The sequence below is a fragment of the Bacillus subtilis subsp. subtilis str. 168 genome (genome assembly GCF_000009045.1).
Lineage (GTDB): Bacteria > Bacillota > Bacilli > Bacillales > Bacillaceae > Bacillus > Bacillus subtilis.
On the sequence record NC_000964.3, the window covers coordinates 1,834,408 to 1,850,875 of the forward strand.

Consider the following 16,468-nt stretch of genomic DNA (forward strand, 5'->3'; position numbering starts at 1 on the left):
CATGAAGCGGCAGTTGAAAAGCCCGCTTTCAGAAGGGCAAAAAGGGCTGTGGATGCTTCAAAAAATGTCTCCTGGGATGAGTGCATATAACATTCCTTTATGCTTTCGCTTCAGCAAACCAATACATGCAGAGACGTTCAAGAAAGCCCTTCTGTTTGTACAGAGACAATATCCGGTCTTAGCCAGTGTGATTCAAGAAGAAAATGGCATTCCATTTCAATCGGTTCAGTTATCAAAGGATCTTTATTTTGTGGAAGAGGATATATCAGCAATGAAATCAGCAGATATTATGCCTTTTCTAAAAGAAAAAGCAAAAGAACCTTTCCAGTTGGAAGCTGGTCCGTTATGGCGCACACACCTTTTTCATCGGTTAGAAGAATGCATTGTTCTTATAACAATTCACCATATCATATTTGATGGTGTGTCGATGCTGACATTGATATCGGCGCTATTCGAAGCGTATCAACAATTGCTGAATGGGATTGAACCCTTGCAGCAGCCATCAACAGCTGATTATTACGATTTTGTCGATTGGGAAAATCGAATGCTGACTGGCAGAGAAGGGGAAGAGCATCTCGCTTACTGGAAAGAACAGTTGTCTGGGAGTCTGCCAGTTCTTGATTTGCCTGCTGACCGTCCGCGGTCTTCAGCACGAAAATTTAAGGGGCAAGCTTATAAAAGCTTGCTCCCTCATCACCTGAGAAATCAAATTAAATCGTTTGCCCGCACCAATCATGTGAATGAATCGGTTGTGTTTCTCTCCATTTACAAAGTGCTGCTGCATCATTATACAAAACAAAAGGATATCATTGTTGGCGTTCCGACAATGGGTCGGCAAGAAGACAGATTTGAAACCCTAATCGGTTATTTTATCAATATGATGGCTGTTCGGAGCAAGAATATCGGATCTCAGCCATTAACAGCATTTATTCGGGAACTGCAGCTGACAGTGGCTGTCGGCCTGGATCATGCGGCGTTTCCGTTCCCTGCATTGGTAAGAGAGCTGAATGTAGACCGCTCGGCCGCGGATTCTCCGGTTTTTCAAACAGCTTTTCTGTACCAAAACTTTTTTCAGGCAACAGGCTTGCAAAAAGTGCTTGAACCGTATCAAACGCTTGGCATCGAATATATTGAAGACATTCGGCAAGAGGGTGAATTTGAGCTGGCGCTCGAAATATATGAGCAAGAAAATGAAACAGTGCTTCATCTTCTGTACAACCCTGATTTGTACGAACTGTCCTCCATTGAAAGCATGATGGAGAACTATATGAAGCTCGCGCAGCACATGATGGAGGACCCGTCTTTGCCGCTTGAAGCCTACTCTTTGCAATTAAATCAAGAACAAACTAGTTTGCTGGAACAATGGAATGCGACAGGGACAAACATCGCAAATGACAAGTGTATACATGAGGTGTTTGAGGAAAAAGCGAAACAAACCCCCGATGCGGTTGCTGTGATGTTTGAAGACAGATCACTTACATATAAAGAAGTAGATGAAAAAAGCACATCTGTGGCAGTCTACCTTCAACATCAGGGTGTTAGACCTGAACAGCCCGTTGGCATTTGTGCAGAGCGTTCGTTTGATATGATCATCGGAATTTTAGGAATACTGAAAGCTGGCGGAGCGTATGTGCCGTTAGATCCAAGTTTTCCGCAAGAACGATTAAAGTACATGCTCAAAGACAGTCAGGCATCCATTGTCCTCACCCAACCTAACGTTCATGATAGGATCAGCGGATTAACTGGCAGCCATGTAAAAGCGATCAATATCGAGTTAGCTTGCCGAAACGGTTATACAGACCAGCAAAGCAGCGGTTTAAAGCGGGAAGTAAAACCGGAACACCTCGCTTATATTATTTATACATCGGGAAGCACCGGAGAGCCTAAAGGGGTTATGGTAGAGCATCGGAGCATTATGAATACCCTGAATTTTCTTGAATCTCACTATCCTGTAACGGCTGAGGATGCATATTTATTGAAGACGAACTATGTGTTTGATGTATCGATCTCAGAATTATTCGGATGGTTTATTGGAGATGGCCGTCTAGTGATTCTTCCGCCTAATGGGGAGAAATCACCGCAGCTTTGCATGGATTATATTGAAACATATAAAGTGACTCACATTAATTTTGTGCCGGCCATGCTGCATGTTTTTTTAGAAATGGCGAAAGACAACAAGCGATTCACAGAGGACGGTCCGCTGAAGTATATGATGGTTGCAGGTGAAGCCTTCCCTAAAGTATTAGTGAAAAAGGCGGTATCGCTCTTTACAAACTGCCGTGTTGAAAATATATACGGACCGACGGAAGCCTCCATTTACGCTGCGTATTTCGGATGCGGAAAAGGAGATATCGCAAGTCACCATACACCGATTGGAAAGCCTGTTTCCAACACGAAAATTTATATTGTGGACCAGCATTTGAAGCCTGTCCCGATCGGAAAGCCAGGTGAGCTTTGCATCGCTGGAGCCGGCTTAGCAAGAGGCTACTTTAAAAAGCCGGGGCTTACGGCTGAAAAATTTATTGATAATCCCTTTGAATCAGGGACGAAGCTATATAAATCGGGTGATTCAGCAAGGTGGCTTCCTGACGGCAACATAGAATACTTGGGACGGATTGACAGCCAAGTCAAAATACGCGGTTTTCGCGTCGAGCTGGGCGCAATAGAAACAAAGCTGGGTGAATTTCCGGGCATTTTAGATCAGGCGGTAGTGGTGAAGCAGCTTGAGGGCCATCAACAGCTCGCTGCTTATTATACAGAGGAAAGCGGACATGCCTCTGCCAATCCAAAAGATTTGCGCCTTCATCTAAAATCGAGTCTGCCCGAATATATGATACCTTCACACTTTATCCGCTTAGATGAGCTTCCATTATCGCCCAGCGGAAAAGTGAACCGTAAAGAATTAGAAAAACGCGAGATCGTGTTCAACAGAAGGAAACCAAATCACTTGCAATTAACGGAAATAGAGGATCAGGTGCTGCGCATTTGGGAGGAAACGCTCAAGGTCAGCGGATTTGGGCCGGAAGACGGATTTTTCGATGCGGGCGGCGATTCGCTTCTGGCTGTAGCTGTGGCTGAACGAATCAAAAAAGAATTCGATTGTGAGTTTCATGTTACTGAGCTGTTTGAGTATTCCACGATCCGTGCAATCAGTGAATACATTTTGGAGATGAAAAACTCAGATCTAGCCGGGACACAAAATGAAGATGATCATGATGACAAAAAAGATGGAAAATACCCGAAACAGAAGATTCCCCCTTATTTTGACGACAGTGTTGCGATTGTGGGGATATCTTGCCAGTTCCCGGGTGCGAAAAATCATCATGACTTCTGGAACCACATCAAAGAAGGCAAAGAAAGCATACGATTCTTTTCTGAAGAAGAGCTTCGCGCAAATGGAGTTCCCGAAGAATTGATACAGCATCCTGACTATGTGCCTGTGCAATCTGTGATCGAAGGGAAAGACTTATTCGATCCCGGTTTCTTTCAAATCTCGCCAAAAGATGCTGAGTATATGGACCCTCAGCTTCGCCTCTTATTGCTGCACTCCTGGAAAGCGATTGAAGATGCAGGATATGTGGCTAAGGAGATTCCGGCAACAAGTGTATATATGTCTGCAAGCAGCAATTCATATAGAACGTTATTGCCGAAGGAGACAACAGAAGGACATGAATCACCGGATGGCTATGTCTCTTGGGTTTTAGCCCAAAGCGGAACCATTCCCACAATGATCTCACATAAGCTCGGATTAAAAGGGCCAAGCTATTTTGTTCATTCTAACTGTTCTTCATCACTAGTCGGTTTATATCAAGCATACAAAAGCCTGACATCGGGCGAATCACAATATGCGCTTGTCGGAGGCGCAACATTGCACGCACAATCAGCGATCGGCTACGTGCACCAAAACGGGTTGAATTTTTCAAGCGACGGGCATGTGAAGGCGTTCGATGCTTCGGCGGACGGAATGGCCGGAGGTGAAGGCGTAGCAGTCATCCTGCTGAAAAAAGCTGTGGATGCCGTAAAAGACGGAGACCATATTTATGCCATTATGCGCGGAATAGGCATCAATAATGATGGGGCAGAGAAGGCAGGCTTCTATGCGCCAAGTGTAAAAGGCCAAACAGAAGTGATACAGCATGTATTGGATACAACCAAGATCCATCCTGAAACGGTCAGTTATATTGAAGCGCACGGGACGGGAACGAAATTAGGCGATCCTATTGAAATGTCTGCTCTAAATAAAGTGTACAAGCAATACACCGACAAAACACAATTTTGCGGAATTGGTTCAGTGAAAACGAATATCGGCCATTTGGATACAGCTGCGGGGTTAGCCGGATGTATTAAAGTTGCGATGAGTTTATACCATAATGAACTTGCACCGACCATCAACTGTACGGAGCCGAATCCGGATATAAAGTTTGAAAGCTCTCCTTTTTATGTTGTCCGTGAACGAAAATCGTTAGAGAAACACGCAGGTGTCCATCGGGCGGCTCTGAGCTCATTCGGCCTTGGCGGAACTAACGCCCATGCAATATTTGAGCAATATGAAAACATTTCTGATGCAGGTGCCGAAAACGAAGGCAATCAGCCTTACATCATTCCTATATCAGCAAAAAATAGTGAACGGCTCCAAGTATACGCGAAGGAAATGCTGTCCTATATCAGTCAAGACGAGCAAAGGCATTTCTCTTTAAGAGATATTGCATATACCTTCCAAGTCGGCCGTGAAGCAATGGATAACAGGATCGTTTTTATAGTGAACGATCTGGAAGAGTGGAAACATCAGCTGGAAGCTTTTGTGACTGGAAAGCCGCTCGCAGAAGGCTGTATTCAAGGAGAAAAAACGAGAATGACATCCGCTGAACAGCTGCTTGGAAATGCTGAAGCAGATGATATGGCTTCATCGCGGATATCAAAAGAAGAATTGAGAAAGCTTGCCGAGATGTGGGCAAATGGCTTTCACGTTGAATGGCGCAGGCTCTATCCAAATATAAAGCCACGCCGCATCAGCTTGCCGACATACCCTTTTGCCGAAGAACGATACTGGCCTGAAAGCAGCACCGGCGCTATCACAACAATTGAACCATCTCGTTTGCATCCTTTGGTGCACCATAATACATCGGTTCTGTCAGAGCAGCGTTTCAGCTCCATTTTCACAGGACAAGAGTATTTTATTGCCGAGCATATCATTAAAGGCATGGCGATTTTGCCGGCGGCGGTCACGCTTGAAATGGCAAGAGCCGCTATAGAACAAGGAATTGGCGGATTGGAGGATCATGAAACTGGAATCAGGCTGAAAAATGTCGTGTGGGTTCGCCCGGTTGTAGCAGGAAGTGAGCCGGTTCAGGTAAATATCGGACTTTACGATGAAGATGGCGGACATATTGCTTATCGGATGTATGGTGATCCGGAATCCGCTGATGCAGAACCAGTTGTATATAACCAAGGTAAAGCGGAATTGATTCAGTTAAAGCGAGAAAAAGCACTGGATCTTTCTAAGATCAAGAAACAATGTGATCAAAGCAAAATGGATGCTGCCTCGTTTTATGAAGGGATGATCGGCGCCGATTACGGTCCAGGTTACAAGAGTGTAGAGGCCGTATATAAAGGCGACGGCCAGCTGCTTGCCAAATTATCACTGCCAGAATCTGTTGCACATACGTTGGGCGATTATGTTCTTCATCCAAGTGTAATGGACGGGGCGTTACAGGCGGCTGAATATTTGCAAAATGTCGTCAGAGCGGAACTTTCAGACACTGAAGACTTTAAGGCAGCACTGCCATTTGCACTGGAGGAACTTGAGGTTTTTCGTCAGTGCGTTTCTGACATGTGGGTTTATGTTCAATTCAACTCGAAAAACAAACCAGGAGATTTGATACAGAAAGTCGATATTCACCTATGTGATGAGCATGGCATGATCTGTGTGCGGCTGAAAGGATTTTCGACGAGAGTGATGGAGGCAGATATACAAACCGAACCATCAAAAATCAACGCTGAAACTTTATTGCTTCAGCCCGTTTGGCAAGAACAAAAGGCTGCTAACAGCTTAGCTGCAAAAAAATATGCAGAGCATCTCGTATTCCTATGTGAATATGATCATGAGACGAGAAAACAAATTGAAGCAGCCATCGAGGATGTCCATGTATACAGCCTGGAAGCAAGGCCTTCTTCAGTAGATGGGCGTTTCCATTCTTATACAGAACAAGTGTTTAAAAAGGTACAAGAGATCATTCGTACGAAACCGAAAGACGGCATTCTCGTTCAGATCGTGACCTCTGCCGAGGGAGAACAGCAATTGTTTTCAGGGTTGACAGGACTGCTGAAAACAGCTTGTCAGGAAAATGCCAAACTAACCGGCCAAATGATTGAAGTCAGCAGTGAAGAAAGTGGAGAAAGCATTGCTGGCAAACTGTTAGAAAATCAAATGAGCAGCGATTCATATGTCAAATATCAAAACGGGACACGGTATATTGCTGATTGGCGTGAAATCAAACAGGCAAAAGGAGACGGCAGCAAACCGTGGAAAGACAATGGCGTTTATCTCATTTCAGGAGGTGCCGGCGGACTAGGTCATATTTTTGCAAAGGAAATTGCGGAACAAACGAAAAATGCGACAGTCATTCTGGCGGGCCGCTCACCTCTTAGCGAAAGCAAAAGCAAAAAGCTGAAAGAGCTTCATAGCAAGGGGGCTGACATCACCTACCGGCAAACAGATGTTACCAATAAAATTGAAGTCTATCAGCTCATTGACGACATTCAAAAAAGATATGGCCGTCTGAACGGTATTCTTCATAGTGCCGGAATCATCAAGGACAGCTACCTGGTTAATAAACAGGCAAAAGATCTGCACGATGTACTGGCGCCTAAAGTAAAAGGGCTTGTTTATCTAGACGAAGCGAGTAAGGATTTGCCTTTAGACTTCTTTATTCTCTTTTCATCTCTTTCAGGAAGTTTAGGGAGCATTGGTCAGTCTGACTATGCGGCAGCCAATGTATTTATGGATATGTATGCAGGCTATCGAAATAGGCTTGCCGACCTCAGCCAGCGGCATGGGCAGACGCTTTCTGTAAACTGGCCTTTATGGAGAGATGGAGGCATGCAGGTCGATCAAGAAACTGAGAAAAGGCTTGTGCAACTTGCCGGTATTGTTCCTATGAGGGCGGAAAAAGGAATTCAGGCATTATATCAAGCACTTCATTCAGAGGCAAACCAAGTAATGGTGATCGAAGGCGATGTGCAGAAAATAAAACAAAACATGCTGGCCAAAAACGCCTCAGCACCTATGGAAAAGAAGGAAGCAGAACACATGACTGAACAAATAAATAGCATTGATGCAGACAGTTTGCTGGATAAAGTAAAGGCGATGTTAAAGCGAGAGATCGCCAAGCTGTTAAAGGTCAAGCTTGAAACGATTGACGATCATGCAGAGATGACGGTGTATGGTTTTGATTCTATCTCCATGACTGAATTCACCAACCATATCAATCGCGCCTATCAGTTAGAGCTGACGCCAACCGTATTTTTTGACCACCCGACGATTCATGCGTTTGGCAAGCATTTGTCAGAAGAATATCAATCGGTATTTGCGAAGACATTTGCTGTGCGCGCTGTATCGGCTCAGCTTCAGCCTGCTGCGAAACAGGAACAAGCCGTGCGTGCCAAAGCTAAAAGACGCAGAAAGCAGCAAGTCATGCTGCCAAACGCCATACAGAGTGATGCTGGGCCTGAGCCAATTGCCATTGTGGGCATAAGCGGGATTTTCCCTATGGCGAAAGACGTTGAGGCGTACTGGAACATCTTAAAAGAGGGCAAAGACTGCATGACGGAAATCCCGAAAGATCGCTGGGATTGGCGTGAATATGAAGGTGATCCGGCGAAGGAAGTCAATAAAACGAACGTGAAATGGGGCGGTTTTATTGACGGTATTGCAGATTTTGATCCATTATTCTTTGGCATTTCCCCGCGTGAAGCTGAACAAATGGAACCTCAGCAGCGCTTACTGCTGACTTACGCCTGGAAAGCGATCGAAGATGCAGGATATTCGGCGAAAAGGTTGTCAGGCACAAAAACCGGCGTCTTCATCGGAACGGGAAATACAGGATACAGCTCTCTTCTATCTAAAGCGAACTCGGCAATAGAAGGATCAGCGGCAGCCAATACGAGCCCATCGGTCGGTCCGAACCGGGTCAGTTATTTCCTTAATCTGCATGGGCCGAGCGAACCGGTTGATACAGCGTGCTCAAGTTCACTAGTGGCGATCCACCATGCCATCTCTTCAATTGAGGAAGGCACTTGTGACATGGCATTAGCCGGCGGTGTAAATACGATTATCCTTCCTGAGGTGTATATCAGCTTTGATAAGGCGGGAGCACTGAGCAAAGAAGGAAAATGCAAGACGTTTTCAAATCAAGCCGATGGTTTTGCACATGGGGAAGGTGCCGGCATACTGTTCCTGAAAAAATTAAAAGCGGCTGAAGAAGCGGGAGACCATATTTACGGAGTCATAAAAGGCAGTGCAATCAATCACGGCGGCCGTGCAGCCTCTTTAACGACTCCCAATCCGAAGGCGCAGGCAGATGTTATTCAGTCGGCATATCAAAAAGCGGGAATCGACCCGAAAACCGTGACCTACATTGAAGCCCACGGAACCGGAACGGAGCTTGGAGACCCGGTTGAAATTAACGGTTTGAAATCAGCTTTTAAAGCATTGGGTGTAAATGAAGGAGACACATCAGCCAATCCTTACTGCGGATTAGGGTCTGTAAAGACAAACATCGGCCACTTATCGCTGGCAGCCGGTGCAGCAGGAGTTATTAAAATATTATTGCAGCTTAAGCATAAAACCTTAGTGAAAAGTCTGCATTGCGAAAACGTGAATCCATACATTCAGCTGAAAAACAGTCCGTTCTATATCGTACGGGAAACGGAAGAATGGAAAGCGCTGAAAAATGAACAGGGAGAAGAGCTTCCTCGACGGGCAGGTGTCAGTTCATTTGGAATCGGCGGAGTAAACGCCCACGTGATTATCGAGGAATATATTCCGGAAGCATCCGATGAGAATATACCATCCATCGCGCCGGAACATCCGGGTATCTTCGTTTTATCGGCTAAAAATGAAGCGCGGCTAAAAGAACATGCACAGCAGCTGGCAGATGCGCTTGATAAGCAAACATATAGTGACGTAAATCTCGCCCGAATCGCTTATACACTGCAAGCCGGACGGGATGCGATGGAAGAACGTCTCGGGATTATTTCCGGTTCCATTGAGGATTTACAGAAAAAGTTAAAAGACTTTGCAGCGGAGAAAAGCGGTGTGGAGGATGTATTTAAAGGCAGGATTGATAAAGGCACACTCCAAATGCTGACAGAGGACGAAGAGATTCAAGAAGCCGTCGAGAAATGGATGGAACGGGGAAAGTATGCAAAATTGCTTGAATTATGGGTAAAAGGGCTTGATGTAGACTGGACGAAATTGTATGGCGAGAATCTGCCAAAGCGCATCAGCTTGCCGACGTATCCTTTCGCAAAAGACCGTTATTGGATCTCTGATCATATTGAAAAAAGCGGCAGCATTGATGCAAATCAAGCAGCCTCCCGCCTTGGCGGAGCCGTGCTGCATCCATTAATGCATCAAAACACATCCAATCTCTCGGAACAAAGGTTTAGCTCTATTTATACGGGAGAAGAGTTTTTCCTTGCTGATCATGTTGTGAAAGGCCAACGGATTTTGCCGGGAGTGGCTCATCTTGAATTGGCGCGGGCAGCTGTTGAGCAGGCCGCAGAGGTACAAGGTGTACCGCGCATCATGAAGCTAAAGAATGCGGTGTGGGTGCGGCCTATTGTTGTAGAGGATCAGCCGCAGCAAGTACACATTAGGCTTTTACCGGGAGAAAATGGTGAGATCTCTTATGAAATCTATGGTCATTCAGACGTTACTGGCGAACAGTCAATCGTCTACAGTCAAGGCAGCGCGGTATTGAATCCTGCTGAAAATTTGCCGGCGGTTGATTTGCAATCTCTGCGGGAGCAGTGTCAGGAAAGTCATTTCAGCGTAAACGAAGTATACGACACCTATCGAATGATTGGATTTGAATATGGTCCTGCTTATCGCGGAGTGAAAAAAATCTATACAGCTGAACAATTTGTTTTGGCAAAATTGTCATTGCATCCGTCAGCTGCAGATACGCTCAGCCAATACAAAATGCACCCTGGGCTGATGGATTCTGCTTTGCAGGCGTCAAGCATTTTGACAGGAGCCGGGGATAACCAGCTGACACTGCCTTTTGCGGTCCAGGAGCTTGAAGTCTTCGGAGCATGTTCGTCAGAAATGTGGGTATACGCAAGATACAGCCAAGGCAGCAAGGCAACTGATAAGGTGCAAAAGCGCGATATGGATATTTTAGATGAGAGCGGCAATGTTTGCGTACGGATGAAAGGATTATCTTTCAGAGCAGCAGAAGGCGGCTCTGGATCGGCGGAATCTGATCAAACGCTGGCAACCCTGATGTTTGAAGAAAAATGGGTGCCCAAGGATTTTAAAAAAGAAAGTCCTGAGCCTCATTACGAACGGCACATTGTCATGCTTTGCGACATGAATGGCCTCTCAAAAGATCGCATTGAATCAAGAATGACAGGAGCGGAATGCATCGTTTTGGAGTCATTCCGCGAAGGACTTGCAGAGAGGTTCCAAGATTATGCCGAACAAGCGCTTGAGACGGTCCAGGGTCTTCTCAAAAGCAGACCTCAGGGCAATGTTCTGATCCAGCTGCTTACCTCTGCACAAAGAAAGCAGTACTCATTCTCAGGGCTATCGGCGCTCCTTAAAACCGCCGGCCTGGAGAATAAAAAACTAATCGGCCAGACGATTGAAATCGATTCACATGAAAATGTTGAAAGTGTAATAGAAAAACTGAAAGAGAATAAAAGGCACACAGAAGATCAGCACATCAAATATGAAAAAGGCAAACGGTACATCAATGATCTGGATGAAATGCAAATAGATGATCGGGAAATAAGCATGCCGTGGAGAGATAAAGGTGTATACCTCATCACGGGCGGCGCAGGAGGACTTGGGTTTATTTTTGCAAAAGAGATTGCTCGCCAAGCCGAACAGCCTGTGCTCATTCTGACAGGCAGATCCGCGTTGAATGCGGATCAGCAGGCGGAGCTTAACGAACTTCAGCAATTAGGGGCTCGCGCAGAATACAGGCAGGTTGACGTGACACAAACGGAAGCAGCCTCCGAGCTTATCACAAGCATTACGTCTGATTACGAAGACTTGAATGGTGTCATTCACAGCGCTGGGCTGATTAAAGATAACTATCTTATGAGCAAAACCAATGAAGAGCTGACACAAGTTCTCGCTCCTAAGGTGAAAGGGCTTGTGAATGTGGATGAGGCAACCGAGCATCTTGCGTTAGATTTCTTTATCCTCTTTTCTTCAATATCAAGTGTTGCCGGCAGCGCGGGACAGGCCGATTATGCAATGGCTAATGCATTTATGGACAGTTATGCTGCTTATCGGAATGCGCTTGTAACCGCCATGTACAGGCACGGACAAACGTTGTCAATCAATTGGCCGCTCTGGAAAGAAGGCGGCATGCGCGCGAATAAAGAAATTGAAAACATGACGTTGAAAAACACAGGTGTGACTCCAATGCGGACCGAGACCGGCATTCAAGCGCTGTATAAAGGTTTGGCATTTGGCAAAGATCAAGTCATCGTCATGGAAGGATTCAAAGACATGATGAGGGAAAAGCTGACTCAAAAGCCGTCTTCTGATGATGTACCAATGAAAACAGTGCAAGTACGGGTGACATCTGAAGCAAGAATGGATCAAGGGAATATGTTTGACCACATTCAAGAAGTTTTAAAGCAAACAATCTCTCAATTGCTCAAAATCAAACCTGAAGAGATTGACCCGGACATGGAGTTTAATCAATATGGATTTGATTCGATTACGTTAACTGAATTCGCAAATACACTGAATGAGAAGTGCAAGCTGGATCTTACGCCTACGGTCTTCTTTGAGCACGCAACTGTTTATGCATTTGCAGGGTATCTGTCAGAAGAATATCCAAATGCTTTTACAGCTCAAACGCCTGCCAAAGCTGAGGTGCTGATGCAGCCTGTCGAACAGAATATAAAAAATATGACGTTTTCGACTGAAAACCGCTTTGTAAAACCTTCGGTAACACCAATGCAAAAGGAAGCTGATCACAAGCCTGAGCCTATTGCGATTGTGGGGATGAGCGGCGTTTTCCCAAAGGCAAAAGACGTTGAGGAATATTGGAAGAACCTGTCATCGGGCGCAGATTGTATTACAGAGGTTCCAAAAGACCGCTGGGATTGGCAGGAGTATTACGGAGACCCTCTGAAAGAAGCGAATAAAACAAACGTCAAATGGGGCGGTTTTATTGATGAAGTTGCTGACTTTGATCCATTGTTCTTCGGCATATCTCCGCTGGAGGCTGAGCAGATGGAGCCTCAGCAGCGCCTGTTAATGACCTATGCGTGGAAGGCGGTAGAAGAAGCGGGACACTCAGCGAGAAGCCTGGCAGGAACCAAAACGGGCATCTTCATCGGGACAGGAAACACAGGGTACAGTTCACTTCTGTCAAATGTAGACATCGAAGGCTCAGCGGCTGCGAATATGAGTCCTTCTGCAGGACCGAATAGAGTCAGTTATTTCCTGAACATTCATGGGCCGAGTGAACCGATCGACACTGCGTGCTCAAGCTCTTTGGTCGCCATTCATCATGCGGTTTGCGCCATTGAAAATGGAAACTGTGAAATGGCGATTGCGGGAGGGGTCAACACGGTCGTAACTCCGCAAGGCCATATCGCCTATGATAAAGCCGGGGCGCTGAGCAAAGAAGGAAGATGCAAAACATTTTCTGACAAAGCCGATGGATTCGCAGTCAGTGAAGGTGCCGGCATTCTCTTTCTGAAAAAGCTGACAGCGGCTGAACGAGACGGTGATCATATTTACGGTGTCATTAAAGGAAGTGCGGTAAACCACGGTGGCCGCGCAAATTCTCTAACGACTCCTAATCCGAAAGCTCAGGCGGATGTCGTAAAAACAGCATATGAAAAAGCGGGAATTGATCCAAGAACCGTAACTTATATTGAAGCGCATGGGACTGGAACAGAGCTGGGCGATCCAGTAGAAATCAACGGCTTAAAAGCGGCATTTAAAGAGCTGTATGAAAAAACGGGGGACCCGGCTGTTCATGGCAGCCATTGCGGACTTGGGTCAGCGAAAACAAACATCGGTCACTTATCACTGGCGGCCGGTGTGGCTGGTGTCATTAAAGTGTTATTGCAGCTCAAGCATAAAACGCTTGTCAAAAGTCTGTACAGTGAAACTGTTAATCCGTATATCAGACTGGATGACAGCCCGTTTTATATTGTGCAGGAATCGAGAGAGTGGCAGGCGCTTCGGGATGAAGCCGGCCGAGAGCTGCCGCGCCGCGCAGGTATCAGTTCGTTCGGGATAGGCGGCGTCAATGCCCACGTGGTCATTGAGGAATATATTCCGAAAGAAACAACCCATCCTGCAACAGCACCAGCCGTGACAGCACAGCACCCGGGCATCTTTATTTTGTCGGCAAAGGATGAAGATCGTCTGAAAGACCAAGCCCGGCAATTAGCAGACTTTATCAGCAAGCGATCTATCACTGCTCGTGACCTCACTGATATTGCTTATACACTCCAAGAGGGGCGTGATGCAATGGAGGAGAGATTAGGGATCATCGCTGTCTCGACTGGGGACTTGCTGGAAAAACTGAACCTCTTTATAGAAGGGGGCACCAATGCGAAGTACATGTACAGAGGCAGAGCAGAAAAAGGTATCGCACAAACATTGAGATCAGATGACGAAGTACAGAAAACGCTCAACAATAGCTGGGAGCCTCACATATATGAAAGACTGCTTGATTTATGGGTAAAAGGCATGGAAATAGGCTGGAGTAAACTGTATGACGGCAAACAGCCGAAACGCATCAGCCTCCCTACCTATCCATTTGCGAAAGAACGCTACTGGATAACGGATACGAAAGAGGAGGCAGCCGCCCATCAAACAGCTTTAAAAACAGTCGAATCAGCAGCTTTGCATCCATTGATACATGTCAACACATCTGATTTGTCAGAGCAGCGTTTCAGCTCGGCCTTTACAGGTGCTGAGTTCTTTTTCGCCGATCATAAGGTGAAGGGAAAACCGGTTATGCCGGGCGTGGCATATCTTGAGATGGTTCATGCTGCCGTTACAAGAGCAGTGAGAAGAACCGAAGATCAACAATCTGTTATTCACATCAAAAATGTTGTGTGGGTGCAGCCGATTGTGGCGGATGGCCAGCCTGTTCAAGTGGATATCAGTCTAAATCCCCAGCAGGACGGCGAGATTGCTTTTAACGTCTATACAGAGGCTGCACACAATGATCGAAAGATACATTGTCAAGGCAGTGCTTCAATCCGTGGGGCAGGAGACATTCCAGTCCAGGATATCAGCGCGCTTCAAGACCAATGCAGTTTAAGCACACTCTCACACGACCAGTGTTATGAATTGTTTAAGGCGATCGGCATTGACTACGGACCTGGTTTTCAAGGGATAGATCGGCTTTACATCGGCCGCAATCAAGCCTTGGCAGAGCTTTCTCTGCCTGCTGGTGTAACTCACACACTGAATGAATTCGTTCTTCATCCAAGTATGGCCGACTCTGCTTTACAAGCGTCGATCGGGCTAAAGCTGAATTCCGGTGACGAGCAGCTTTCTCTGCCTTTTGCGCTGCAAGAGCTAGAAATATTCAGCCCGTGTACAAATAAAATGTGGGTGTCTGTGACATCTCGTCCTAATGAGGACAAAATACAGAGACTGGATATTGATTTGTGTGATGAACAAGGCCGAGTGTGTGTAAGAATCAAGGGGATTACCTCAAGGCTGCTGGAAGAAGGCATACAACCGCCAGACGGGCCGACATCACTAGGAAACTCCAAAGCAACTCTTAACGGAGCGCTTCTTATGGCGCCGATATGGGATCGAGTGCAGCTGGAGAAGAGGAGCATTTCGCCTGCTGATGAGCGTGTTGTCATCCTCGGAGGGGATGACAACAGCAGAAAAGCTGTTCAAAGGGAGTTTCCGTTTGCCAAGGAGCTGTACATTGAGCCGAACGCATCAATTCATAGAATTACAGGCCAGCTTGAAGCACTCGGATCGTTTGACCACATCGTGTGGATGTCTCCTTCTCGTGTGACAGAGTGCGAAGTCGGCGATGAAATGATTGAAGCCCAAGATCAAGGCGTCATTCAAATGTATAGGCTCATTAAGGCAATGCTTTCTTTAGGCTATGGACAGAAGGAGATAAGCTGGACGATCGTGACGGTGAACACACAATATGTTGATCAGCATGATATTGTCGACCCGGTCGATGCCGGGGTGCACGGCCTGATCGGTTCAATGTCAAAAGAATATCCAAATTGGCAGACAAAGCTGATCGATGTTAAAAAATACGAAGACCTGCCGTTATCTCAACTCCTTTCCTTGCCTGCCGATCAAGAAGGGAATACGTGGGCCTATCGAAACAAGATTTGGCATAAGCTTCGTCTAATTCCAGTACACAACAATCAACCGGTGCACACGAAGTATAAGCACGGAGGTGTTTATGTTGTCATAGGCGGAGCTGGCGGTATTGGTGAGGCGTGGAGTGAATATATGATCAGAACATATCAGGCGCAGATCGTTTGGATTGGCAGAAGGAAAAAGGATGCAGCCATTCAAAGCAAGCTGGACAGATTTGCACGTCTAGGGCGAGCCCCGTATTACATTCAAGCAGATGCGGCTAACCGAGAGGAATTAGAACGCGCGTATGAAACAATGAAACAAACACATCGTGAAATCAACGGCATCATCCATTCTGCAATTGTCTTACAAGACCGAAGCCTGATGAATATGAGTGAGGAATGTTTCAGAAACGTTCTTGCTGCAAAGGTTGATGTAAGCGTGCGAATGGCTCAAGTTTTCCGGCATGAACCACTGGATTTTGTTTTGTTTTTCTCTTCCGTACAATCGTTTGCAAGAGCTTCCGGACAAAGCAATTACGCTGCGGGTTGCAGTTTTAAGGATGCTTTTGCACAGCGGCTTTCTCAAGTATGGCCTTGTACAGTAGCCGTGATGAATTGGAGTTATTGGGGAAGCATTGGTGTTGTTTCATCACCGGATTACCAAAAGAGAATGGCTCAGGCAGGCATAGGCTCAATTGAAGCCCCTGAAGCAATGGAAGCTTTGGAATTGCTGCTCGGGGGACCGCTGAAGCAGCTAGTAATGATGAAAATGGCAAACGAAACGAATGATGAAGCGGAACAGACAGAAGAAACGATTGAAGTGTACCCGGAAACTCACGGCTCCGCCATTCAAAAGCTGCGAAGCTATCACCCGGGTGACAACACAAAGATTCAACAACTGTTATAG

The 16,468-nt window shown here is 46.1% G+C and carries 1 protein-coding gene; it reads left to right on the top strand.

The window, feature by feature from the left end:
- The first annotated feature begins 1 nt into the window (after position 1).
- On the top strand, positions 2-16,468 hold the full coding sequence (gene pksN, locus BSU_17210; protein NP_389602.3) for a trans AT polyketide synthase of type I involved in bacillaene synthesis: 16,467 nt from the start codon (positions 2-4) through the stop codon (positions 16,466-16,468).

Excerpts from the sequence above, each read along its gene's own strand:
- pksN (NP_389602.3), top strand. The coding sequence starts at position 2 with ATGAAGCGGCAGTTGAAAAGCCCGCTTTCAGAAGGGCAAAAAGGGCTG.